General features: G+C 61.1%; 20 protein-coding genes. 11 read left to right on the top strand and 9 right to left on the bottom strand.

Annotation, left to right across the window (positions count from 1 at the left end):
* Nucleotides 1–16: 16 nt before the first annotated feature.
* The 6 genes from AO065_RS26735 to AO065_RS17810 all read right to left on the bottom strand — a co-directional run bounded on the left by AO065_RS26735 (nucleotide 17) and on the right by AO065_RS17810 (nucleotide 7,660).
* Complete coding sequence (locus tag AO065_RS26735) at nucleotides 17–190, bottom strand: DUF1427 family protein (RefSeq protein ID WP_004883022.1); 174 nt, start codon at nucleotides 188–190, stop codon at nucleotides 17–19.
* A gap of 257 nt (nucleotides 191–447) precedes the next feature.
* On the bottom strand, nucleotides 448–1,236 hold the full coding sequence (locus tag AO065_RS17825) for an AraC family transcriptional regulator (protein WP_004883021.1): 789 nt from the start codon (nucleotides 1,234–1,236) through the stop codon (nucleotides 448–450).
* Between the two features lie 137 nt (nucleotides 1,237–1,373).
* The gene (locus tag AO065_RS17820; RefSeq protein WP_004883019.1) at nucleotides 1,374–2,654 is read right to left on the bottom strand and encodes an OprD family porin; all 1,281 of its coding nucleotides are present in this window, start codon (nucleotides 2,652–2,654) and stop codon (nucleotides 1,374–1,376) included.
* Between the two features lie 216 nt (nucleotides 2,655–2,870).
* Nucleotides 2,871–3,077: a hypothetical protein gene (locus tag AO065_RS26730; RefSeq protein ID WP_029242383.1), complete on the bottom strand. Its 207-nt coding sequence runs from the start codon at nucleotides 3,075–3,077 to the stop codon at nucleotides 2,871–2,873.
* 211 nt (nucleotides 3,078–3,288) lie between these two features.
* A complete protein-coding gene (gene aguA / locus AO065_RS17815) occupies nucleotides 3,289–4,395 on the bottom strand; it encodes an agmatine deiminase (RefSeq protein ID WP_004883017.1) in 1,107 nt (368 codons plus the stop codon).
* Between the two features lie 352 nt (nucleotides 4,396–4,747).
* Nucleotides 4,748–7,660 (bottom strand): aminotransferase, encoded by a 2,913-nt coding sequence (locus AO065_RS17810; protein WP_004883015.1) that lies wholly within the window; start codon nucleotides 7,658–7,660, stop codon nucleotides 4,748–4,750.
* A 244-nt stretch (nucleotides 7,661–7,904) separates the two neighbouring features.
* Here AO065_RS17810 and rfbB point away from each other — a divergent pair, with 244 nt between their 5' ends.
* The 6 genes from rfbB (at nucleotide 7,905) to AO065_RS17780 (ending at nucleotide 14,290) form a co-directional block, all read left to right on the top strand.
* Nucleotides 7,905–8,987, top strand: a complete 1,083-nt coding sequence (gene rfbB, locus AO065_RS17805; protein WP_004883014.1) for a dTDP-glucose 4,6-dehydratase — start codon at nucleotides 7,905–7,907, stop codon at nucleotides 8,985–8,987.
* Nucleotides 8,984–9,859, top strand: a complete 876-nt coding sequence (gene rfbA / locus AO065_RS17800) for a glucose-1-phosphate thymidylyltransferase RfbA (protein WP_004883013.1) — start codon at nucleotides 8,984–8,986, stop codon at nucleotides 9,857–9,859. Before rfbB ends, rfbA begins: the two co-directional genes overlap by 4 nt.
* Nucleotides 9,856–10,401 carry a dTDP-4-dehydrorhamnose 3,5-epimerase gene (gene rfbC, locus AO065_RS17795; protein ID WP_004883011.1) on the top strand — a complete coding sequence of 182 codons (546 nt, stop codon included), beginning with the start codon at nucleotides 9,856–9,858 and terminating at the stop codon, nucleotides 10,399–10,401. The genes rfbA and rfbC overlap by 4 nt, the downstream gene beginning before the upstream one ends.
* A gap of 220 nt (nucleotides 10,402–10,621) precedes the next feature.
* Nucleotides 10,622–12,436 carry a sensor histidine kinase gene (locus AO065_RS17790; protein WP_004883010.1) on the top strand — a complete coding sequence of 605 codons (1,815 nt, stop codon included), beginning with the start codon at nucleotides 10,622–10,624 and terminating at the stop codon, nucleotides 12,434–12,436.
* Complete coding sequence (locus AO065_RS17785; protein WP_004883009.1) at nucleotides 12,433–13,818, top strand: sigma-54-dependent transcriptional regulator; 1,386 nt, start codon at nucleotides 12,433–12,435, stop codon at nucleotides 13,816–13,818. The genes AO065_RS17790 and AO065_RS17785 overlap by 4 nt, the downstream gene beginning before the upstream one ends.
* Entirely contained in the window at nucleotides 13,805–14,290 is a 486-nt protein-coding gene (locus AO065_RS17780) for a thioesterase domain-containing protein (RefSeq protein ID WP_004883007.1), read from the top strand. The genes AO065_RS17785 and AO065_RS17780 overlap by 14 nt, the downstream gene beginning before the upstream one ends.
* A gap of 236 nt (nucleotides 14,291–14,526) precedes the next feature.
* Here AO065_RS17780 and cysQ read toward each other — a convergent pair whose 3' ends face one another.
* Complete coding sequence (gene cysQ / locus AO065_RS17775; RefSeq protein WP_004883006.1) at nucleotides 14,527–15,369, bottom strand: 3'(2'),5'-bisphosphate nucleotidase CysQ; 843 nt, start codon at nucleotides 15,367–15,369, stop codon at nucleotides 14,527–14,529.
* Nucleotides 15,366–15,932: an ADP compounds hydrolase NudE gene (gene nudE / locus AO065_RS17770; RefSeq protein ID WP_004883005.1), complete on the bottom strand. Its 567-nt coding sequence runs from the start codon at nucleotides 15,930–15,932 to the stop codon at nucleotides 15,366–15,368. Before nudE ends, cysQ begins: the two co-directional genes overlap by 4 nt.
* Before the next feature lie 99 nt (nucleotides 15,933–16,031).
* On the opposite strand from nudE, the gene yrfG reads away from it, so the two are divergent.
* Nucleotides 16,032–16,694 (top strand): GMP/IMP nucleotidase, encoded by a 663-nt coding sequence (gene yrfG / locus AO065_RS17765; protein ID WP_004883004.1) that lies wholly within the window; start codon nucleotides 16,032–16,034, stop codon nucleotides 16,692–16,694.
* Nucleotides 16,695–16,907: 213 nt separating this feature from the next.
* Here the strand turns inward: yrfG and lysM are convergent, their stop codons facing one another.
* Complete coding sequence (gene lysM / locus AO065_RS17760; protein WP_004883003.1) at nucleotides 16,908–17,354, bottom strand: peptidoglycan-binding protein LysM; 447 nt, start codon at nucleotides 17,352–17,354, stop codon at nucleotides 16,908–16,910.
* 151 nt (nucleotides 17,355–17,505) lie between these two features.
* Here lysM and AO065_RS17755 point away from each other — a divergent pair, with 151 nt between their 5' ends.
* The 4 genes from AO065_RS17755 to AO065_RS17740 all read left to right on the top strand — a co-directional run bounded on the left by AO065_RS17755 (nucleotide 17,506) and on the right by AO065_RS17740 (nucleotide 22,340).
* Nucleotides 17,506–18,387: a LysR family transcriptional regulator gene (locus tag AO065_RS17755; RefSeq protein WP_004883001.1), complete on the top strand. Its 882-nt coding sequence runs from the start codon at nucleotides 17,506–17,508 to the stop codon at nucleotides 18,385–18,387.
* A 103-nt stretch (nucleotides 18,388–18,490) separates the two neighbouring features.
* Nucleotides 18,491–19,327, top strand: a complete 837-nt coding sequence (gene fdhD / locus AO065_RS17750) for a formate dehydrogenase accessory sulfurtransferase FdhD (protein ID WP_004883000.1) — start codon at nucleotides 18,491–18,493, stop codon at nucleotides 19,325–19,327.
* On the top strand, nucleotides 19,324–21,660 hold the full coding sequence (locus AO065_RS17745) for an FdhF/YdeP family oxidoreductase (protein ID WP_004882999.1): 2,337 nt from the start codon (nucleotides 19,324–19,326) through the stop codon (nucleotides 21,658–21,660). Before fdhD ends, AO065_RS17745 begins: the two co-directional genes overlap by 4 nt.
* 197 nt (nucleotides 21,661–21,857) lie before the next feature.
* Nucleotides 21,858–22,340, top strand: coding sequence for a glycine zipper domain-containing protein (locus AO065_RS17740; RefSeq protein WP_004882998.1), 483 nt, complete (start codon nucleotides 21,858–21,860; stop codon nucleotides 22,338–22,340).
* Nucleotides 22,341–22,413: the final 73 nt, after the last annotated feature.

Raw genomic sequence — 22,413 nt, 5'->3', positions numbered from 1 at the left:
AATGGAAGACTGAAGATCAGGAAACCCAGGAGGTCAGCAGGTGCTTGCCCATCGGCCAGGCCTGTTCACCCAGTTGCATACCCAGCAGACCGACCAGCGCGATGGCAGGCGGTGCGGGCGAGCGGAAATCCAGTGCGCCGTACAACAGGCCGACGGCCGCGCCGATGGCGAGGGAAATGAGGTAACTCATGCAGAAGCTCCGAAGAGGTAAGCGATGAGCAGAGTGTATGGAAGGGCTGGAATGCGGATCGGCCAAGGGCTTCTGTTTATCGGCCAGATGTGGGCGTGATCGTGCTCTGCGTGTACATGCCCTCAGTGAAGCTCTGCGTCGCGTGCGAGAGCGGACGCGGAGCGTCCTGGGCGGCGTTACCACGCTGGAGCATGGGAACGATCATCAGTCATACACAAGTCTCGCGGCAAACCGCCTCCCACGGGGTATGTATTCAGTCAGGCACTCTCGTTTTGATCGTTGCTGGCAACATACTGCGACGGCGCAACGCCCAGTTCGCGGCGGAACATGTCGCTGAAGCTGCTGGGTGAATAGCCGAGCGAGCGGGCGATGCGGCTGACGGGTACGCCCTGGATGACTTCGGCCACGGCAGTGGCCAGTTGCACTTGCCTGCGCCATTCGGCGAAACCCATGCCGAGGGCGCTTTGAAACAGACGCGATAGCGTCCTTACGCTGGCCCCGGCATTTTCGGCGTGCTGTTCGAACGGGATGTCCAGTGAAGGCTCGCTCATGACGGCCTGGCACAGGTTCATCAGGCGCCGGTCCGAACCGTCGGGCATGGGGATTTTCAGCAGCGAGCGGCGGGCGCGCTTGAGCTCCAACAAGCCCAGATTCACCAGCGCGTCGTAATATTCCTGCTCACGGTCGCGATCCAGCGTCACCAGATTGAGGATGACTTCGCGCAACAGGCCACCGACTTCAAACACCTGCACAGTGCTTTCCAGCGTCTGGGCAATGGCCGGGCGCAGGTAGATATTGCGCATCTCCAGGTCCGACACCACGCGAATCCCGTGCTCGACGCCGGGCGGCAACCAGACCGCGCGTTGCGGCGGTACAACCAGGGCTTCCAGCGGCGTTTCGACCCACATCACGCCCGACATGGCGTACAGCACCTGCCCCCAGACATGCTGATGCGGCTCGATGAAGCGCCCACGCGGATAGGTGCGCGACAGCGGCTGAACGGGAACGGCGATGTCGGAAAGATCGGGCGGTGCGGCAAGGGCCATGACAGTGACCGGCTCGGGGAAGTGAACGCATGGTAGCAAAGCCGCCTGCGCACGTTGAGCGGCCTGGAGTCAGCACAGACAAAAATGCCCCGGTCCGGAACCGAGGCATTTTGATGAAGCGCTAACCCGTCACACGATCAGAAAACGTTGATCGGGTAATCCACAAAGATGCGGGTTTCGTTGCCTTCGCTGTTGTAAGCCTGAGCATCGGCCGACACACGCAGGAACGAGTTGCGCAGACGAATCGACAGGTCCTTGGCCGGGCCGCTCTGCACGACGTAGGTCAACTGGCTAAAGATTTCGCGTTCGGTACCGTTGCCGCTGCCTGCAGTGCCGTCGTCGATGTTGTCGCCACGCACGTAAGCAGCGCGGTAGCTCAGGCCAGGAGTGACCAGACCGGACAGATCGACGCCATAGGCAGCCTGCCACGAACGCTCGTCCTTGCCGTTGAAGTCGGACCAGTAGGAGTTGGCCAGGTAGATGGTGTTACCGCCATCGCTGGTGCCGCCGTCATTACGATAGCCGCCGTACACATAGCCGATGTCACCGCTGCTGCGCTGGTGAGCGAGGGTGAACGAGTGGATGCCCACCGCCCAGGTCGCCGCCAGGCTCCAGATCTTGTTGTCACGGTCGTCGCTGTTGGCGAAGTCCTTGTCCAGTTTGGTCTTGTAGCCGTTGAAGTCCAAGGTCAGCGACTGTTCCTGCGGCAGAGCGAACACGTAGTTCAGGTTCACGTACTGCTTCTTCAAGACGTCTTCGTCGTCGGACGCGTAGAAAGCGGCAGAGAATTCCTTGGTGAACTTGTAGCTGGCACCGTAGACGTTGATGCTTTTCAGGTCACCGCTGTCACGGCCTTCGGCGCTCTTGCGCGCCTGCTGGGTGAAACGACCCGCCACCACTTCAAGGCCATCGATCTCCTTGGAAGTGATCATGGTGCCGGTGTAGCTTTCCGGCAGCAGGCGCGAGTTGTCGTAGCTCAGCACGGGCAACTGAGGCATCTGGTCGCCGTACTTGATGACGGTGTTGGAAATACGGGCTTTGACGGCCGCGCCAGCACGGGTCAGATCGTCGGCAGCATCGCCCTGACCGTTGTCGCTTTTCTTGAAGAAGTCGATACCACCGGCACCGGCGCGACCTTTGCCGCCGTCCAGACGAATGCCATACAGGCCGAAGGCGTCTACGCCGACACCGACAGTGCCCTGCGTAAAGCCTGACGTGAACACGCCCATGAATGCCTGGCCCCATTCGGCCTTGTCTTCACGGTCGTTCTTGTAGTCGCGATTGATGTAAGCGTTGCGCAGATTGACGGTCAGGCTGCTGTCTTCGACGAAACCTTTGGAGTCTGCCTGCCCTTGAGCCATGGCCTGGCCAGCGCTGATGATGCCCAGAGCGAGCATACCCATACGTGTGTTAAGCATCTGTCTTCCCTTTTTATACGAGTTGACACGCGCTGTGGCGACGGCGAAAGCCGTTCAGGACTCTCAGGTTCCAAACCTGACAGCCGCACGATGTCATCGCAGTGGACTACTGATGCACGTACATGGCGCAAAGCCACAAGCGGTGGGACGCGAATCCTAGTCCCAGGGCTTGAAGGGTGTCAAACACGCAGAGGGCCGAAACAGAGCAGTCGGCACTTAATCCTTCAGCACACCCAGCAATGCCTCAAGTTCGGCATCATTGAATAAACCGGCCGGATAGCGCTGCAGCAACATGGCGCGTACATCCGGTCTTGGTTTTGCAGGCCTGGTCGTCCTTAACCAATCCGCCATCAACTGACGGGCCTCGTTACTGGAAGAAGCAGACAACCCACGAGCACGATGCTGGCTGATAACTGCGTTCATAGTGACAACCTCTTAATTCATGAGGGGCTAAATTTACGGACGCTGTGTGACAGTCACGCGAAGAAAACGAATCAGGCCTCCTGTTGATTAAAGATGAGATTCCGATAAACGCTACGAGGTATTTCGCAAAAAAAAGCCCATCGGACGATGGGCTTGAAGCAGCAAGAACAGGACCAGTTGGCCACTATCAGATGTTACTAATCATTACTGACTAGTCCTTGTGAGGGGCCGGTTGCTGTTGTGTCAGGCAGTGAATATTGCCGCCGCCCAGCAGCAATTCCCGACCTGGAACCATCACCACTTCGTGCTCTGGAAACAGTTGTTGCAGTATTTGCCGGGCTTTTTCGTCCATCGGATCGTCAAAACTCGGGGCGATGATGCCGCCGTTTACAATCAGGAAGTTCACGTAGGAACCGGCCAGGCGCACCGATGGATTGCGCTCCTGACTGCCATGCACCTGATCGACGCCCGCGCAGTCTTCGTCCGTTGCGAACAATGGGCCCGGAATCGGCATTTTGTGCACGATAAACTCGCGACCCTGGGCGTCACGGGTGTTTTCCAAAATACTCAACGCGGCGTGGCAGCGTGGGTAGTTGGGGTCTTCGGGATCATCGGTCCAGGCCAACAGGACTTCACCCGGACGGATGTAGCAGCAGAAGTTATCCACATGCCCGTCGGTCTCGTCGTTGAACAGGCCGTCCGGCAGCCAGACGATCTTGTCCACGGCCAGGCTGTCGCTCAGTACGGTCTCGATCTGCTCGCGGGTCATATGAGGGTTGCGGTTACGGTTGAGCAGGCATTCCTCGGTGGTGATCAGCGTGCCTTCGCCATCGACGTGGATGGAGCCGCCTTCCAGCACGAAACCTTCGGTCACATAGCGCGGGCAGCGCTCGATTTCCATGATCTTGCTCGCCACTTGCGAGTCGAGGTTCCACGGCGCGTACAGACCGCCGTCAAAGCCGCCCCAGGCGTTGAAGTCCCAATCCACACCACGCACTTCGCCACGGTGATTGATGACGAACGTGGGGCCGGTGTCGCGCACCCAGGCGTCGTTGTTGCTGATTTCCACGACGCGGATGTTCGGCATGTCCAGGCGAGCACGGGCGTTGTCGTACTGCGCGGCGGAAACGGCAACGGTTACCGGTTCGAAACGTGCGATGGCCTTGGCAACTGCTATGTGTGCAGCCTGAGCAGGCTTGCCACCCAGACGCCAGTTGTCCGGGCGCTCGGGCCAGACCATCCAGACCTGAGTCTGCGTGGCCCATTCGGCAGGCATGTGAAAGCCATCGGCGCGTGGCGTGCTGTTGAGTGTGGTCATGTCAGTCAAGACTCCAGTGGGAGGTCGAAGGTGTTGATCGTGACCTTAACAGACCGGCCATGACAATCTGGGCGACTTTATAGCGGATAAAAATCTGCATAAGAAGGGATAATTGGATTTTTTTGGTATTTTATCGCTTAATTTATCGATATTAATCTGGATTTTCTATCAGCCCGATCCAATGTGACGCGGAGCGTCACGGGAGGCATACCCACGCGGAGCATGGGCATGATCGGTGTGCTTGAGGCCCCGATCGTTCCTACGCACCAGCGTGGTAACGCCTCTCAGGACGCTCCGCGTCCGCTCTTGAATGCGACGCGGAGTCATGGGCTCGATCATTCTGGCCCTCAGCTCACTCAAGCTCGCGCAGTACCTTCGACACCATGTCCACGAAGAAGTCGGCGCTCTGGCGGGTGGTGCACATTGGCGGTTTGATCTTGAGGATGTTCAGGTAGTCGCCAGTCGGCTGCATGAAGATGCCCAGCTCGCGCAGGCGTTCGCAGAGTTGCGCGGTTTCTTCGGTCGCGGGTTCGAGGGTCTGGCGGTCACGCACAAACTCCACGCCCAGATAAAACCCCATGCCATGCACCGCGCCCACCAGCGGATGATGATCGGCCAAGGCTTGCAGACGCGCCTTGAAGTGATCCCCGATGACCCGGGCGTTGTCCCAGAGCTGTTCTTCTTCCATCACATCCAGCACGGCCATGCCGATCCGACAGCTGACCGGGCTGCCACCTGAAGACGAGAAGAAATAACCCTCGGCCTCCAGCGCCTCGGCGATCTCACGGCGAGTGATGACAGCGCCCAGTGGATGGCCGTTGCCCATGCCCTTGGCCATGCTGATGATGTCCGGCACCACACCCTGCTCTTCGAAGCCCCAGAAGTAATGGCCCAGACGCCCGTAACCCACTTGCACTTCGTCAGCGATGCACACGCCGCCCGCCGCGCGAACCTTGTGATAGACCTGTTGCAGATAACCCGGCGGCAGGGAAATACCGCCTGCGTTGCCGTACACCGGCTCGCAAATGAAACCCGCCACCTGACGCTGCTGCCCGGCCAGTTTTTCCAGCACCTCATCGACGCTGCGCACGTACTCGGGCGCGCTGTCAGGACCGCGATACGGCCCGCGATAGACGTTGGGCGCCGTCACCGGATGCACCCAATCCGGCCGGGTGCTGAGCGCCTGCGGGTTGTCGGCAATCGAGGTGGAAATCGCATCGGTCGCCACCGACCAGCCGTGATAGGCCTCCAGCACGCTGAGCATGTCGCGTCCGCCGCTGTAGGCCCACGCCAGCCGGATCGCCAGATCATTGGCTTCAGTGCCGCTGTTGACCAGAAACACGCGATCCATGCCCTCCGGCGCCAGCGCGAGCAGGCGCTCGGAAAACTCGGCGATGGCCGCGTAGTGAAAGCGTGAGTTGGTATTGAGCAGCGACCACTGACGACTCGCCTCGTGAGCCATGCGCGGATGACCATGGCCCAGCACGGCCACGTTGTTGAGCATGTCCAGATAGGAGCGGCCGTGCATGTCGATCAGATGGTTGCGCCAGCCGCGCTCGATCTGCGGCGGCGCGTGGTAATAGTGCTTTTGCGAACGGGCGAAACTGGCGTCACGTCGCGCCAGCAGATGCGCAGGGTCTTCCAGCGCCGGTGCATCGCAATCGAAGCCCAGCAGCGCAGCGGGCGACGGGCAGAACGTGCGCCAGGCACCGGTCCATGAGGGCGTGGTGAACAACGGCGGGCTGAGGTCTGACACGGTACACAGTTGCAGCAGCAGCGAGCCTGCGCCGTGCCCGATCAGGTCACCCGCGCTCACCGCCCCCTGCACAGTCAGATCAGCCATGACGCCCCACAGACGCAGGTTCACACCCTCGCCTGCCAGCATCACGGCACCATCGGCCATCAATCGGAGCGCACCGGCGAAGGGTGCATGCACAGGCGTTTCGGCCGGCACATGAAGCTCGACATGCAGGGCAAACGTTTCAGGCTCAACGGCGCTGTCGGGCATCGTGCGCGACAGGCGATATTCGCCAAACCGACTGGCAGCCAGACCCGTGTGCTCGGCGGCCTCGCTGAGCAGGTATTCATCGATACCGCTCTGCTCCCAATTGCCCGCAACGAAGTGCTCGCTCAGGACGCCCAGATCGACCAGCGCCGGCTTCACGCCTGCCAGCGTCGGCAGCAACGGTGCGTACGCAGGTTGCTCGAACGGTGCAGGGTTCAAGCCCACCGCCTGCAGAATTGCCGCCTCCATCAGAACCATGGGCACTGAAGTCGCAACGTCGAAGATGTTCCACTCGCCTTCAAGGTTGGCCTGGATATACGCATTGCCCGGCTCGACGCTGGCCTGCTGCTCGCTGCTGAGCACCAGCACCGCCGAGCGGGCGACGATCAGCGGCCACAGCGCCTGTAACTCTTCGGTCTTGAGCGGGTTGATGGCGTGGTAGGCCTGAATGGCCGGGAGGATATACAGCGGATCGCCTTCGGCATGGTGCAGCAGTGCCGCGCAGGTGACCGACAGATCCGCCACTCGCCACGTGGTCAGCAGATCGCCGAAATCGATCAGCCCTTGCATCTGCCATTGCCGCTGGGCGTCGCGCAGCCAGACCACGTTGTGCTCCGTGATATCCAGATGCACGGCCTGAATGGGCAGCGCCGGGATCAACGGCAGCAGCCGTCGATGCGCCTGCTCGCCCGCCTCGATCAGACAGGCGCGAGCGTCAGCGTTCTCGATCACCGGCAACAGGTGCTTGATCAGTGCATAAGCATGGCGCGGGTCCCATTGCAGAATGCGCTCAAGGCCCGGATGTTCGAAGTCGGCCAGTGCCCGGTCGACCTTTGCACACAGCTCGCCAAGCCCGACCACGACGTCACGTCCCAGATGCGCAACATGCCCCAGCGACTGCCCGTCGATGAACTCCAGAAGGCGTACGTGCACCGGCTGGCCATCGATTTCGAGGGAGAGCAGTTGTTCGGTGTCATTGGCGCGGATCACGCCAGGAACGCTCAGCCCACTGTGCCCCGCCAAGTGCTGAAGCGCGCCGTGCTGGGCATCCAGCTCTTGGGTCGAGTAGGCGCCGTGGCAGATTTTCAGCACATAGCGACGCTTTTCGGTCTCCAGCAGAAAATTGCGGTCCTGCTGGCTGCCCAGGGTTTTCAGCGTGCCACTCAGCCCATAGTGTTGCTGGAGCAGTTGCAGGGCCTGTTCCGAACTCACCTCGGGGCAAGGCAGGCTGGAACGACGGATAAGCGTGGCGAGCGGCATGTGGACCTCTGTTTTTATTCGCTGGAACGGCAGAGCGCTTTATTTTCGGTGCGGCAACTATAAGGGGATTGGCCCGTCGTACCCAATCACGTTCGGGCATAAAAAGACGACGTCGGTTTCGTGTCGCGTTCAGCAACAGGAATTGATTTATTTAATGCCCCGAGAGCCGATTAATGCCCGATCCTGTAGGTCGTATTCGGGCAGCTATGCTGCTTTACACTTCACCCACACCAAAGGTCAGTTCATGCGAATTCTTGTTACAGGAGGTGCAGGTTTCATCGGTTCGGCATTGGTTCGACACCTGATCCAGAACACCGATCATGACGTGCTGAACTTCGACAAGTTGACCTACGCAGGCAACCTGGAATCGTTGCACCCTATCGCAACCAATACCCGTTATGAATTCGTCCAGGCCGACATCTGCGATCAGGCGGCCGTCAGCGCCGTACTCTCACGTTTCGAGCCGCAGGCGATCATGCACCTGGCGGCCGAGTCCCACGTCGACCGCTCCATCGATGGTCCGGCCGAGTTCATCCAGACCAACATCGTCGGCACCTACAGCCTGCTGGAAGCCACACGCGCCTATTGGCTGAAATTGCCCGAGGCCGAGCGTCAGGCGTTTCGTTTTCACCACATTTCAACGGACGAAGTGTACGGCGACCTGCACGGCGTCGATGACCTGTTCACCGAGACCACGCCCTACGCGCCCAGCTCGCCGTATTCGGCCAGCAAGGCGGCGTCCGACCATCTGGTCCGCGCCTGGCATCGCACTTACGGCCTGCCGGTGATGCTCACCAACTGCTCGAACAATTACGGGCCATATCACTTTCCCGAAAAGCTGATTCCGCTGGTGATCCTCAACGCTCTCGCGGGCAAGCCGCTGCCGGTCTATGGCAACGGCCTGCAAGTGCGTGACTGGCTCTACGTGGAAGACCACGCCCGCGCACTGCTCAAGGTCGTGACCGACGGCGTGATCGGCGAGACCTACAACATCGGCGGCCATAACGAGCAGAAAAACATTGATGTGGTGCGCGGCATCTGCACGTTGCTGGATGAACTGGCGCCGCAGAAACCGGCGGGCGTGCAGCAGTACAGCGAGCTGATCACCTACGTGGTCGATCGCCCGGGTCATGACCTGCGCTATGCAATCGACGCCGGCAAGATTGAAAGGGAGCTGGGCTGGACACCCGAAGAAACCTTCGAGTCCGGGCTGCGCAAGACCGTGCAATGGTATCTCGATAACCTGGACTGGTGCCGCAAGGTTCAGGATGGCAGTTATCAAGGAGAGCGACTGGGCTTCACTGACCACAAGGACCTGATTGCATGACCAAAGGCATCGTTCTGGCCGGGGGCTCCGGCACCCGCCTGCACCCCATCACGCTTGGCCTGTCCAAGCAGTTGCTGCCGATCTACGACAAACCCATGATCTATTACCCGCTGTCGGTGCTGATGCTGGCCGGTATCCGGGAAATCCTGATCATCTCCACGCCGGAGGATTTGCCGCAGTACCGCAAGCTGTTGGGGGACGGCAGCCAGTTCGGTGTGCAATTTCACTACGCCGAGCAGCCGAAACCGGACGGTCTGGCGCAAGCCTTTCTGATTGGTGAGGCGTTCATCGGCAACGATTCGGTGTGCCTGATCCTGGGTGACAACATTTTCCACGGTCAGCATTTCAGTGTGCAGTTGCAGCAGGCGGCGGCCCAGAAGACCGGCGCGACGGTATTCGGTTACTGGGTCAAGGATCCTGAGCGTTTCGGGGTGATCGACTTCGACGAGACTGGCCGAGCGCTGTCCATCGAAGAGAAGCCCAGGGCGCCCAAATCCAGCTACGCGGTGACCGGGCTGTATTTCTACGACAACGAGGTGATCCGGATTGCCAGAGACGTCAAGCCGTCGCCCCGTGGCGAGCTGGAAATCACCGACGTCAACAACGCCTATCTGCAACGCGGCGACCTGCGTGTAGAGCGCTTCGGACGTGGCTTCGCGTGGCTCGATACAGGCACTCATGATAGTCTTCTCGACGCCTCGGCCTACGTACAGACCATCGAACACCGACAGGGCCTGAAAGTTGCCTGCCTTGAGGAAATCGCCTATCAGAACGAATGGATCGACCGTGACCATTTGCTCAGGCGTGCCGACTACTTCGGCAAAACCGGTTACGGTCAGTACCTATTCAAGATCGCAGGGGAAACCACGTGAATGTAATTGCAACAAAGCTGCCCGATGTCCTGATTCTGGAACCCAAGGTGTTCGGCGACGAACGCGGCTTTTTCTATGAAAGCTTCAATGCCAAGGCGTTCAGTGAAGCCACCGGTCTGGACAGGCAGTTCGTGCAGGACAATCACTCCCGCTCGCAGAAAGGCGTACTGCGTGGCCTGCACTACCAGATCGACAATGCCCAGGGAAAACTGGTGCGCGTCACCGCAGGCAAGGTTCTTGACGTTGCAGTGGATATTCGTCGCAGCTCGCCGACCTTCGGCCAGTGGGTAGCCGTTGAGCTGTCTGCCGAGAACGCCCGTCAGTTGTGGGTGCCCGAAGGCTTCGCACACGGCTTCGTGGTACTGAGCGACTACGCCGAGTTTCTGTACAAGACCACCGACTACTACACGCCGTCGGCAGAGCGTTGCATCAGCTGGAACGATCCGGACCTGGCCATCGACTGGCAGCTCGACGCAGCACCGCAGTTGTCGGCGAAGGATCAACAGGGCAAAAGCCTGAAAGAAGCCGAACTGTTCGCCTGACCGTTCCGGCAGCGGCGGTTTGTCCGGGTGCCTGACGCGGTCGTGGCGGGCATAATAGGCCTTTGATGCCCACGTCAGGATCGACCGGGTTTTCCATTGCCCGCAGGGACATCATCGCGAGGCGCCGCAGTCGCTGCCAGGGGGTTGAACCTCTGTTCGACGCCAGCGGCGGCGTCCGCGATAGCCGCTGCAGGCACCGCCAACCACTCGGCGATTGCCAATGACCACGACCTCTGCCCTGCCTCCCCGCCCCCGCTGGCGCAGCCTCGCCCTGCTGGCCATCTGTCTGGCACCGCTGTTGTGGCCGCTGGAACACCTTGCCGAGCGCTATTACCGCAACGAGCTGGCCAATCAGAACCGCCAGACGCTGGACCTGTACGTCGCCAACCTGCTCGGCACGCTGCATCGTTACGAAACCCTGCCACAGATCCTCGGTGACCTGCCCGCCTTGCGCGCGGTTCTGACATCTCCGGGCGACGGCACCGCACAGGGCAACGCCAACCGCCTGCTCAGGGACATCTCGCAACAGACCGGCGCGGACGTCATGTACCTGATGGACGCCAAGGGCCTGACCCTGGCGGCATCCAACTCGGATCAACGCGACAGCTTCATCGGTCGCAACTTCTCGTTTCGTCCGTACTTCACCGACGCACTGGCAGGCAGAACGGGCCGGTTCTTTGGTCTGGGCACCACGTCGGTCAAGCGCGGTTATTTCTTCGCAGGGCCCGTGCACGATGGCGAGCGGGTGATCGGCGTGCTGGTGGTCAAGGTCGATCTGGACCACACCGAAACGCTCTGGGGCAAGACACCCGAGCAACTGTTGCTGACCGACCAGAACGGCGTGGTCATTCTGACTTCCAACCCGGAATGGCGCTTTCGGGCGACACGGGACCTGACCGACGACGAGAAAAAAGCCATCGTTGCGATCCAGCCCTATCCGACCCGCGACCCGCGTCCGCTCAAGATCGATGACCACGCGTGGCTGACCCAGAGCCAGGCCATCACCGAGACCGGCTGGAACGTAAACATCCTCGCGCCCCGTGCGCTGATCGACCGTCCCGTACGCACCGTGCAGGCGATTGGCGGCGCGGCGTTGCTGGTCCTGATGCTGTTGCTGGGTCTGATGATGCAGCGTCGGCGTCACTATCTGGACCGCATCGCCTTTGAGGCCAAGGCCCGGCGTGAACTGGAAATGCGCGTCATCGAACGCACCAGCGATCTTGAAGGCCTGAACAGCCGGCTGCGTCAGGAAGTGCTGGAGCGTGAACAGGCGCAGCAGGAGCTGGTGCGGGCTCAGGACGAACTGGTGCAGACCGGCAAGCTGTCGGCACTGGGCACCATGTCGGCCAGCATCAGCCATGAACTCAACCAGCCGCTGGCCGCCATTCGCAGCTATGCGGAAAACGCCGAAGTGTTGCTCGATCATCATCGCACCGAAGAGGCACGCGGCAATCTGAAGCTGATCAGCGAACTGACCGGGCGCATGGCCTCGATCATCGCCCACCTGCGCGCCTTTGCCCGGCGCGACCGGCATGCGCCGGAAAGCGTGGCGCTGCAACCGGCACTGGACGACGCGCTGGCGTTACTGACCAAACGTCGGCGCGCCATGGAAGTCGAGTTGATCCGTGACGTGCCCGACGCGACACTGTGGGTGCAGGCTGGCGAAACCCGCCTGCGCCAGGTGCTCGGCAACCTGCTGGCCAACGCGCTGGATGCTCTCACTGAAAAGGGTCCGCCGCGCAAGCTGTGGATCAGTGCAGAGCAGACCCGCGAAGGCGTCAATCTGTACATTCGCGACAACGGGCCGGGCTTTTCCCAAGAGGCCTTGGCACGGGCACGCGAGCCATTCTTCACCACCAAGACCCGCACTCAGGGCCTTGGGCTGGGGCTGGCGATCTGTGACACCCTGATGCGTGCGCTGGACGGCGAACTGCTGTTCGCCAATCACTCGAGCGGCGGCGCACTGTTGACCCTGCGCCTGCGTGCCGGCGCTTCCGGCGCCAACCTTCAACCGCCAGAGGACCTATCTGCATGAGTTCGGACACAGCCATCGACAGCCAGATCCAGGTGGTGCTGATCGACGACGACTCCCATCTGCGTCAGGCACTGCGCCAGACCCTGGATCTGGCGGGCCTGAACGTCCTGTCGCTGTCCGAAGCCGACGGGCTGGCCGAGCGCATCGGTCGCGACTGGCCAGGCGTGGTGGTCAGCGACATCCGCATGCAGGGCATGGACGGACTGGAACTGCTGGTGCAACTGCATGAACAGGACCCGGACCTGCCGGTGCTGCTGATCACCGGTCACGGCGATGTGCCGCTGGCGGTGAAAGCCATGCGCGCCGGAGCTTACGACTTTCTGGAAAAACCGTTCGCCAGCGATGCCATGCTCGACAGCGTGCGCCGTGCCCTGGCCTTGCGTCGGCTGGTGCTGGATAACCGCAGCCTGCGTCTGGCCCTGAGTGATCGCCAACAGCTGAGCACGCGTCTGGTCGGTCAGTCGGCACCCATGCTGCGCCTGCGCGAACAGATCGGTGCGCTGGCAGGCACTCGCGCCGATGTCCTGATTCTGGGCGAAACCGGTGCGGGCAAGGAAGTGGTTGCGCGGGCGCTGCACGACCTGTCCAACCGTCGAAACGGTCCGTTCGTGGCGATCAACGCAGGAGCGCTGGCCGAGTCGGTGGTGGAAAGCGAGCTGTTCGGCCACGAGCCGGGCGCCTTTACCGGCGCGCAGAAACGCCGCATCGGCAAGTTCGAATTCGCCAATGGCGGCACGCTGTTTCTCGATGAAATCGAAAGCATGAGCCTGGATGTTCAGGTCAAGCTGCTGCGCCTCCTGCAGGAGCGTGTGGTCGAGCGCATGGGCAGCAATCAGCAGATCCCGCTGGACATCCGCATCATCGCCGCCACCAAGGAAGACCTGCGTCAGGCGGCGGATCAGGGGCGCTTCCGTGCCGACCTGTATTACCGGCTGAACGTCGCCTCGCTGCGCATTCCGCCGTTGCGCGAGCGCGGTGAAGACGCGCTGATGTTGTTCGAGCATTACGCCGATGCGGCCAGCATGCGTCACGGCATTCCCACGCAGGAACTCAAGCCGGGCCAGCGTGCCTTGCTGCTGCGTCACAGTTGGCCCGGTAACGTTCGGGAGCTGCAAAACGCTGCGGAACGCTTTGCGCTGGGGCTTGAACTGGAGCTGGAAGGCAATGCGATGCCGGACGCGCCGCCCGTCAGTGGCGGCTTGAGTGAGCAGGTGGAAAGTTTCGAACGTGCGCTGATTGCCGCCGAACTGGCTCGCCCGCACAGCTCGGTGCGCAGCCTGGCTGAAGCGCTGGGCGTGCCGCGCAAGACCCTGCATGACAAGCTGCGCAAGCACGGTCTGAATTTTGGCGACAGCAGCGGAGCGTCCGATGAAACCGACTGAGCCACAGGCACCGTTGCCCGGCAACGCAGCGGCGGAACTTGAGCAGGTGCTGCACCATGACATCCCGCTGACCCGCGAAATGGGTATCCGCGTCATCGACTGGCAAAACCATCGACTGCGCCTGCACCTGCCGCTGGCACCCAACGTCAACCACAAGAGCACGCTGTTCGGCGGCAGCCTGTATTGCGGCGCGGTGCTGGCCGGATGGGGCTGGCTGCACCTGCGCCTGCGTGAAGCAGGGATCGACGACGGGCACATCGTGATTCAGGACGGGCAGATCAGCTATCCGCTGCCGGTCCGCGAGGACGCCATTGCCGTGTGTGATGCGCCGGATGTGGCGCAGTGGGACCGGTTCATTACCACCTACCAGCGGCGCGGCCGCGCACGCCTGGAGCTGCCGACCCACATTCATGCGCAGGACAGCGATGAATCGGCCGTGAAGTTTACCGGGCAGTTTGTGTTGCATCGATGAGCGGACGCGGAGCGTCCTGAGCGGCATTCCCACGCGGAGCGTGAGGAACGATCAAAACGAAAGTGCCTGAAGCAATACATACCCCGTGGGAGGCGGCTTGCCGGCGATGGCGTCAGGTCAATCACTGCTATGTCGCTTCAGAAAAAGCATCGCCGGCAAGCCGCCTCCCACAGGTACTGCGTACATTCAGCAGGATCTGCGCGTAGCGATAGCGTGAAGACTTACGAGCAGTCAGTTCAAGACTGCGCCAGCACCAGCAATTTCTCACGCCACTCGGCTTTGGCGGGCAGCGCCAGGAAAAACGGGTTGAGCAGCGACTCGCGGGCAGGATAAGAGAAGCGCTGGCCGTCGAGTTGCAGGACTTCACCGCCGGCCCCTTCGAGAACACCCTGCGCCGCAGCGGTGTCCCACTGCGAGGTGGGGGCCAGACGCGGGTAGCAGTCGGCAGCGCCTTCGGCCAGCAGGCAGAACTTCAACGAACTGCCGATGTTGGTCAGCTGCAGCGGACCTAGGCCTGCTGCCAGACCTGCCAGCAAATGTTCCTGCTCGGGGCTTGAGTGTCTGCGGCTTGCGACGACAGTGAACGCTTGCCCGCTGTGCAATTCGTGACGCACCTGAATCGGCGCGCAATGACCGGGTGAGTCGCTGCGCCACGCGCCCAGTTCTGCGCCTCCGAAATAGCAGCGGTCATTGGTCGGCATGGACACCACGCCAAACACCACGCGACCGTGCTCGATCAGCGCGACGTTGACCGTGAACTCTTCGCTGCCGGAAATGAACTCCTTGGTGCCGTCCAGCGGATCGACCAGCCACCACCGCTCCCAGGTCGCACGCTTGCTGAGCGGGATGTCGGCGTCTTCCTCGGACAGCACATGAATCGTCGGATCCAGCGCCAGCAGACCCTCGACCAGCACCTGATGGGCCGCCAGATCGGCCGCCGTCACCGGCGAATCATCGGCCTTGGAGGTCACGCTGACGTTCGCGCGCCAGAACGGCAGAATGGCCTCGCCCGCCAGACGCGCAAGGTCGATGACGGGAGCGAGCAGCGGATGCGGCAGGTTGTCGAGCGAGTCGGTCATGGTTGGAACAGTCCACGTTGGGTCAACAGGTCACGGGTGAGGTACAACGCAGCCAGGGCGCGCCCTTCGCTGAACTGTGCATTCTGGGCCAGGCTCGCCAGCTCCCGCAGGTTGATCTTGTCCACACGGATCGGCTCAGGCTCGTCCCCTTCCAGCCGCTCTTCGTACAGATCGGTCGCCAGCACGACCTGGATTTTCTGGTTCATGTAGCCGGGCGACAGCGACAGCTCGGTCAGGTGCTCCAGTTGGCGCGCGCCGAAACCGGCCTCTTCCTTGAGTTCACGATTGGCCGCGGCGAGGATGTCTTCGCTCGGCTCGATCAGCCCTTTGGGCAGCGACAGCTCGTACTCGTCGGTGCCGCCGCAATATTCTTCAATGAGAATCGCGTGGTCGGCATCGAGCATCGCCACGATCATCACCGCGCCATAGCCTGTACCTCTGCCCACCAGACGCTCATACGTACGCTCGACCCCGTTGGCAAAGCGCAACTGCAGCTCCTCCACGCGGAACAGACGGCTGCTGGCGACGATGGCGCGGGCGAGAACGGTTGGTTTCTGACGCATGACAGGCTCCTTCACATGGACGGGGTACTATAACGCGGCTTTTCCGAATGTTCGTGTCGGATATGCTTACTCATCAGAACCCACTTCCAAGAGGCAACCATGCTTTCCATGCCCTGGAGCGAAATCGATACCGTCCTGCTGGATATGGACGGCACCTTGCTCGATCTGCATTACGACGACCACTTCTGGTTGCAACACCTGCCGCAGCGTTACGCCGAACTGCATGGCATCAGTTTCGCCATGGCCTGGCTGGAATTGAAACCGTTGTTCGAACGCAACGCAGGCACGCTCAACTGGTATTGCCTGGACTTCTGGAGCGCCGAGCTGAAGCTGTCGGTGCGTGACCTGAAGCGGGAAATCGCCCACATGATTGCGCTGCGTCCGGACGCAGAGACCTTTCTGGCGGCGATCAAACAGGCAGGCAAGCGGGTGATCATGATCACCAATGCCCACCGCGATTCGCTGTCGTTGAAGATGGAGCGGATTGAACTGGCGCCCTACTTCGAGCGGTTGATCAGTTCCCATGACTACGGCTTTCCCAAGGAAAACCAGCAGTTCTGGGACGCGCTGCACGCCGACACGGCCTTCGACCCGGCCCGCAGCCTGTTCATCGACGACACCCTGCCAATCCTGCGCAGTGCTGGCCGTTTCGGTGTCGCGCATTTGCTGGCGGTCAGCCAGCCCAACAGCCAGAAGGCCCCGAAGGACACTGAAGAGTTCGCGGCCGTCGAGGATTATCGGGAATTGATCAAGGGATTGTGATAGGCCTGTAGACGCTCTGCATCGCACCGCAAAGCGGACGCGGAGCGTCCTGGGAGGCATTCCCACGCGGAGCGTAGGAACGATCAGTGTGAGGGCTGGCATCTGTACCCGATCGTGCCCATGCTCCGCGTGGGTATGCAGCCCGTGACGCTCCGCGTCACATTCGAGAGCAGACGCGGAGCGTAGCGGACGATCATTTGCCCGAGCGACTACTCACTCCGGAATACGCAGTTTCTGCCCCGGATAGATCTTGTTCACATCCTTGAGCATGGGTTTGTTGGCGTCGAAGATTTTCTGGTACTTGTTCGCATCGCCATACATCGCTTTCGAGATCGCGCTCAGAGTGTCGCCTTTTTTGACCTCATAGAATCTGGACTCGGTCGCGGCTGGCGCGCTGCTGGCGACGGTCATCTGGTCGTCCACTTTCTCGACGCCCTCGATATTGCCCAGTGTCACCAGGATTTTTTCCTTCTCTTCCTGACTGGCCACCTCGCCCTTCACGATGACTGTTCCGCCGTCGACTTCTGTCTGAATGTTGGGGTTGCCCAATCCGACCTTGGAAATATGATCCTTCAGGACTTCATCTGCGTTGGCATTGCCGGGCGTGATCGCATCAAGGATCTTTTCGCCCGCCTCTTTCACAAAACTCCAAATGCTCATAATCCGGTTCTCCTCAATTGAGTTGTCAGATGTGCACCATCAACCATAGCCCTTATAAACCGTGGCCTGCAGAGTTCCGACCAACGTGGGCTGACCATCGTTCAGCCTGAACGCGTAGAATCGACCACCTGGATTGCCCACCGGAGTGAATATGGACATCAAGCAACTCAAATTCCTGATCGCCCTCGACGAAACCCGCCACTTCGGGCAAGCGGCTGCGCGCTGCAATATCACCCAGCCCACGCTGTCGATGCGGCTGCGCAATCTGGAAGAAGAGCTTGGCTTGCCGCTGGTCAATCGCGGCCAGCGCTTTGAGGGTTTCACCGCACCGGGCGAGCGCGTGCTGGCCTGGGCACGCACGGTGCTGGCGGCTTATGACGGCCTGCAGGCCGAAGCCGCTGCCTGTCGGGGTCATCTGGTCGGTACGTTGCGCCTGGGCGTGGTGCCTCTCTCGAGCTTCGATCCTCTGCCGCTGCTGCACCGGCTGCATCAGATGCACCCCAACCTGCGTTTCGAACTGTCTTCGCTCAGCTCCGAGCAGGTGCTGGAGCAGTTGGCGAGCAATCGTATCGATCTGGGCGTCTCGTACCTGGAGCGGCTGGACAACGACCGTTTCGACTCGCTGGCGCTGGACGACACGAAAATGGGCCTGCTCTACGACCGACGCCACTTCACCTTCGGCGATGAGCCGTTGAGCTGGGCGGATCTGGTCGAGCTGCCGTTGGGCATGCTGACCAGCGGCATGCACTTCCGCCAATCCATCGATCACAACTTCCACAGCCGGGGTCTGCAGCCCCAGCCTTTGCTGCAGACCGATGCCGTTCATCAGTTATTACAGGCCGTACATGGCGGTTTCTGCTGCGCAATCATGCCGCTGGACGGCGGATTGGAGACGCTGACCGAGCATCTTGCCATGCACCCGATTGCCGATGCCCGCACGTTGGCCCAGCTGGGGCTGATCATGCGCCGCAGTGCACCTCGCTCGGCGCTGGCGGAAGCGTGCTTTGCGCTGGTGGCAGAAATTCCTCGATAAGACATTGATCGACGTCATCTATCAGTGCATCGGAACTAGCGATTAGACGATACCGGACAACACGCCTAGTCTTACAGGTGTCAATCTGCCGGTATCTCTGCCCATGCAAGCCAAGCGCACGGTCGGCACCGCGTCTGCTTTCGCGCCCGCCCCCGAAGCCAGCCAGTCCTACAGCTACGCGACCCTCGAAGGTCAGGACGGCGCACGCACCGAGCTTGCTGAAGAAGTGGCGCTGGCCATCGCCTACAACGGCATCAGTCAGGCCGTCATGCTGGTCAGCCCGACCGATCTTGAAGACTTCATCGTCGGTTTCAGTCTGGGCAGCGGAATCATTGCCTCTCGCGATGAAATCTACGACTTCAAGCTCAGCGGCTGCGGCTCTGCGATGCAGGCCGAAGTCGAAATTGCCAGCCGTGCCTTCTGGGAAATGAAACAACAGCGCCGCCAACTGGCTGGCACCAGCGGCTGCGGCCTGTGCGGCGTCGAAGCGGTCGAACAGGCGCTGCCGGAACTGAACGTTCTGCCCGGTGCACCGCTGCCACCGATCCAGTGGCTGGAAGGACTGCGTCAGCGCATCGGCGAATTCCAACCCTTGGGCCGACACTGCGGTGCGGTGCATGCCGCCATCTACATGGATGGCAACGGCCAATTGCTGCTGGGCCGCGAAGACATCGGTCGCCACAACGCGCTGGACAAGCTGATCGGCGCGCTGGTTCGTCAGGACATCCCTCTGGCAGGCGGCGTTGCCATCGTGACCAGCCGATGCAGCCTGGAGTTGATCCAGAAAGTTTTGCGCGCAGGCATCCAGACACTGATCAGCCTGTCGTCGCCCACCGGCCTGGCCCTGCAATGGGCACGCCGGCACAACCTCAATTTAATTCACCTGCCGCAGCACAGTGCGCCGCGGGTCTATAGCCCTGCGATGGAGATTCAAGCGTGAGCACTCATCACCAAGCCGACAAGACACCTACCCCCCGCTACAAGCCATACAAAGGTGCGGCAGGCGGCTGGGGCGCACTGATCAGCGTGACGCAGGCCTGGCTGGGCAGCGACAACGCGCTGAAAAACCTGCGCATGATGCTCAAGACCAACCAGAACGGCGGCTTCGACTGCCCGGGCTGCGCGTGGGGCGATTCGCCGGAAAGCGGCATGGTCAAGTTCTGCGAGAACGGCGCCAAGGCGGTCAACTGGGAAGCAACCAAACGTCGTGTGGACCCGGCTTTCTTCGCCCGTCACAGCGTCACTTCGCTGCTGGAACAGAGCGATTACTGGCTTGAGTATCAGGGTCGCCTGACCGATCCGTTGGTCTACGACGCCGAAACCGACCGTTACAAGCCGATCGACTGGGACGCAGCCTTTGCGCTGATCGCCAAGCACCTGAACAACCTGCCCAGCCCGAACATGGCCGAGTTCTACACCTCGGGACGCGCCAGCAACGAGGCGGCGTATCTGTATCAGCTGTTCGTGCGCGCCTACGGCACCAACAACTTCCCCGATTGCTCGAACATGTGCCACGAGGCCAGCGGCGTTGCGTTGTCGCAAAGCGTGGGCGTCGGTAAAGGCACCGTCACCTTCGATGACTTCGAACACGCGGACGCGATTTTCGTACTCGGCCAGAACCCCGGCACCAACCACCCGCGCATGCTGGAGCCACTGCGTGAAGCGGTGAAGCGTGGCGCACAAGTGGTCTGCGTGAACCCGCTCAAGGAACGTGGTCTGGAGCGTTTCCAGCATCCGCAGCACCCGGTGGAAATGCTCACCAACGGTGACCGTCCGACCAACACCGCCTACTTCCGCCCGGCGCTGGGTGGCGACATGGCGCTGCTGCGCGGCATGGCCAAGTTCCTGCTGCAATGGGAACGCGAGGCACAGGCTGCCGACGCGCCGTCGGTCTTCGACCACGCGTTCCTCAACGAACACACTGAAGGCGTGCTGGATTACCTGGCCGCCATCGATGACACCTCGTGGGACGAGCTGGTCGAGCAGTCCGGCCTGACGCTTGCCGACATCGAACAGTCGGCGCGCATGTACGCACTGGGCAAGAACGTCATCATGTGCTGGGCAATGGGCATCACTCAGCATCGTCATTCGGTGGCGACCATTCAGGAAATCGCCAACCTGATGATGCTGCGCGGCAACATCGGCAGGCCGGGCGCAGGTCTGTGCCCGGTTCGCGGCCACAGTAACGTGCAGGGCGACCGCACCATGGGCATCAACGAGCGCCCTCCGGTGTTCCTGCTCGACGCGCTGGAAAAACGCTTTCAGTTCAAGGTGCCACGCGAGAACGGCCACAATGTGGTCGAAGCCATTCATGCCATGGCCGAAGGCCGTTCCAAGGTGTTCATCGCACTGGGCGGCAACTTTGCCCAGGCCACACCTGACAGCCATCGCACCGCCGAAGCACTGAGCAATTGCGACCTGACGGTTCAGATCAGCACCAAGCTCAACCGCAGCCACCTGTTCCATGGCAAGGACGCGCTGATTCTGCCGTGCTTCGGTCGTACCGACATCGACATTCAGGCCAATGGCCCGCAAGCGGTCACGGTGGAGGACTCGTTCAGCATGGTTCACGCCTCGAACGGTCAATTGCAGCCTTCGTCGTCGCAGATGCGCTCCGAGCCTGCGATCCTGGCCGGTATCGCCAACGCCACACTGGGCAAGCAGCCTGTGGACTGGCTGTGGTTGGTCGAGGACTACAACCGCATCCGCGACCTGATTGCCGACACCATTCCGGGCTTCAAGGATTTCAACGAGCGCATCAAGAACCCGGGCGGCTTCTATCTGGGCAACGCGGCGGGTGCACGTCGCTGGAACACGCCATCGACCCGCGCCAACTTCAAGCCCAACAAGCTGCCGGGCACCCTGTTGCATGAAGGCATAAGCTCGACTGGAGAGGTGCCGGACCTGATCATGCAGTCCATGCGCTCGCACGATCAGTACAACACCACGATCTACGGCCTGGACGACCGTTATCGCGGCGTCAAAGGTCAGCGCGACGTGCTGTTCGTCAACGAAGCCGACATCATTCGCCTGGGCTTCCAGCCCGGCCAGAAAGCCGACCTGATCTCGATCTGGGACGACAAACGCGAGCGCCGCGTCAAAGGCTTCACCCTGCTGCCGTTCGACATCCCGGCAGGTCAGGCTGCAGCCTACTACCCAGAGGTCAACCCACTGGTGCCGCTGGAAAGCGTCGGAGAAGGCAGCAGCACGCCAACGTCGAAGTTCGTGGCGATTCGTCTTGAGCGTTCCACTGAGTCGGCGCGGATTATCTGACGCCCACAAAAAAAGGCCCGTTTCGCTGGAAACGGGCCTTTCGCAAGTAACCTCAGACTGTGTTTTCAGGTTTAAGTTCCTTAGCCAAAACAATAACTTAGCATTCTGTGTTGCATTCGTGTTACTCGTCGGATTTGCATTGCTACATTCTTCACTTGACACGAATATCGCGCCGTCATCCCTATGAGATTCCCTACATGAAGTATTCCTCGATACTGTTGTTGTCTCTTACCCTGACCACCGGCTTCGCCTCTGCTGGCGATAACGTGACGGCAGGCGTAGGCGGAGCATTGGGTGGGGTACTCGGTTCAGTCGTCGGCCAGCAGCTCGGCGGTAGCACCGGTTCAGCGATTGGCGCTGGCGTCGGCGGCGCAGCCGGTGGTGCAGTCGGCGCAAACCGCCATAACCGCACAGAAGCAGCCATTGGTGGCGGTCTGGGCGCGGCAGGCGGTAACGTGATCGGCCGCAGCGTGGGCGGCAATACCGGCAGCCTGGTTGGCTCGGCTGCTGGTGGCGGCGCAGGTGCGGCGCTGGGTAACTACATGGGCACTGAAAGCCAGAAAGACGAGCGCGGATACCGTGGTGGTCGTGACGACCGCCGTGAATATCGGGGCCATGGCAACCGTGGCAAGCATTACGGCCATCGCAAACATGGTCGTGGCTACTACCGCGATCGTTGATCGTCAAAATGTCTGAAAACCGGCCGCTCTCGAGCGGCCGGTTTTCGTTTGGGGCTGACAGCGCGCGCCAGCT

This window comes from Pseudomonas viridiflava (assembly GCF_001642795.1).
GTDB classification, from domain to species: Bacteria; Pseudomonadota; Gammaproteobacteria; order Pseudomonadales; family Pseudomonadaceae; genus Aquipseudomonas; species Aquipseudomonas viridiflava.
The sequence above is the reverse complement of the archived record's forward strand: the minus strand, read 5'-3'. Positions and strand labels throughout refer to the sequence as shown.

Coding starts and splice junctions, on each gene's coding strand:
- AO065_RS26735 (WP_004883022.1), bottom strand. CDS start 190: ATGAGTTACCTCATTTCCCTCGCCATCGGCGCGGCCGTCGGCCTGTTG.
- AO065_RS17825 (WP_004883021.1), bottom strand. CDS start 1,236: ATGGCCCTTGCCGCACCGCCCGATCTTTCCGACATCGCCGTTCCCGTT.
- AO065_RS17820 (WP_004883019.1), bottom strand. CDS start 2,654: ATGCTTAACACACGTATGGGTATGCTCGCTCTGGGCATCATCAGCGCT.
- AO065_RS26730 (WP_029242383.1), bottom strand. CDS start 3,077: ATGAACGCAGTTATCAGCCAGCATCGTGCTCGTGGGTTGTCTGCTTCT.
- aguA (WP_004883017.1), bottom strand. CDS start 4,395: ATGACCACACTCAACAGCACGCCACGCGCCGATGGCTTTCACATGCCT.
- AO065_RS17810 (WP_004883015.1), bottom strand. CDS start 7,660: ATGCCGCTCGCCACGCTTATCCGTCGTTCCAGCCTGCCTTGCCCCGAG.
- rfbB (WP_004883014.1), top strand. CDS start 7,905: ATGCGAATTCTTGTTACAGGAGGTGCAGGTTTCATCGGTTCGGCATTG.
- rfbA (WP_004883013.1), top strand. CDS start 8,984: ATGACCAAAGGCATCGTTCTGGCCGGGGGCTCCGGCACCCGCCTGCAC.
- AO065_RS17790 (WP_004883010.1), top strand. CDS start 10,622: ATGACCACGACCTCTGCCCTGCCTCCCCGCCCCCGCTGGCGCAGCCTC.
- AO065_RS17785 (WP_004883009.1), top strand. CDS start 12,433: ATGAGTTCGGACACAGCCATCGACAGCCAGATCCAGGTGGTGCTGATC.
- AO065_RS17780 (WP_004883007.1), top strand. CDS start 13,805: ATGAAACCGACTGAGCCACAGGCACCGTTGCCCGGCAACGCAGCGGCG.
- cysQ (WP_004883006.1), bottom strand. CDS start 15,369: ATGACCGACTCGCTCGACAACCTGCCGCATCCGCTGCTCGCTCCCGTC.
- nudE (WP_004883005.1), bottom strand. CDS start 15,932: ATGCGTCAGAAACCAACCGTTCTCGCCCGCGCCATCGTCGCCAGCAGC.
- yrfG (WP_004883004.1), top strand. CDS start 16,032: ATGCTTTCCATGCCCTGGAGCGAAATCGATACCGTCCTGCTGGATATG.
- lysM (WP_004883003.1), bottom strand. CDS start 17,354: ATGAGCATTTGGAGTTTTGTGAAAGAGGCGGGCGAAAAGATCCTTGAT.
- AO065_RS17755 (WP_004883001.1), top strand. CDS start 17,506: ATGGACATCAAGCAACTCAAATTCCTGATCGCCCTCGACGAAACCCGC.
- fdhD (WP_004883000.1), top strand. CDS start 18,491: ATGCAAGCCAAGCGCACGGTCGGCACCGCGTCTGCTTTCGCGCCCGCC.
- AO065_RS17740 (WP_004882998.1), top strand. CDS start 21,858: ATGAAGTATTCCTCGATACTGTTGTTGTCTCTTACCCTGACCACCGGC.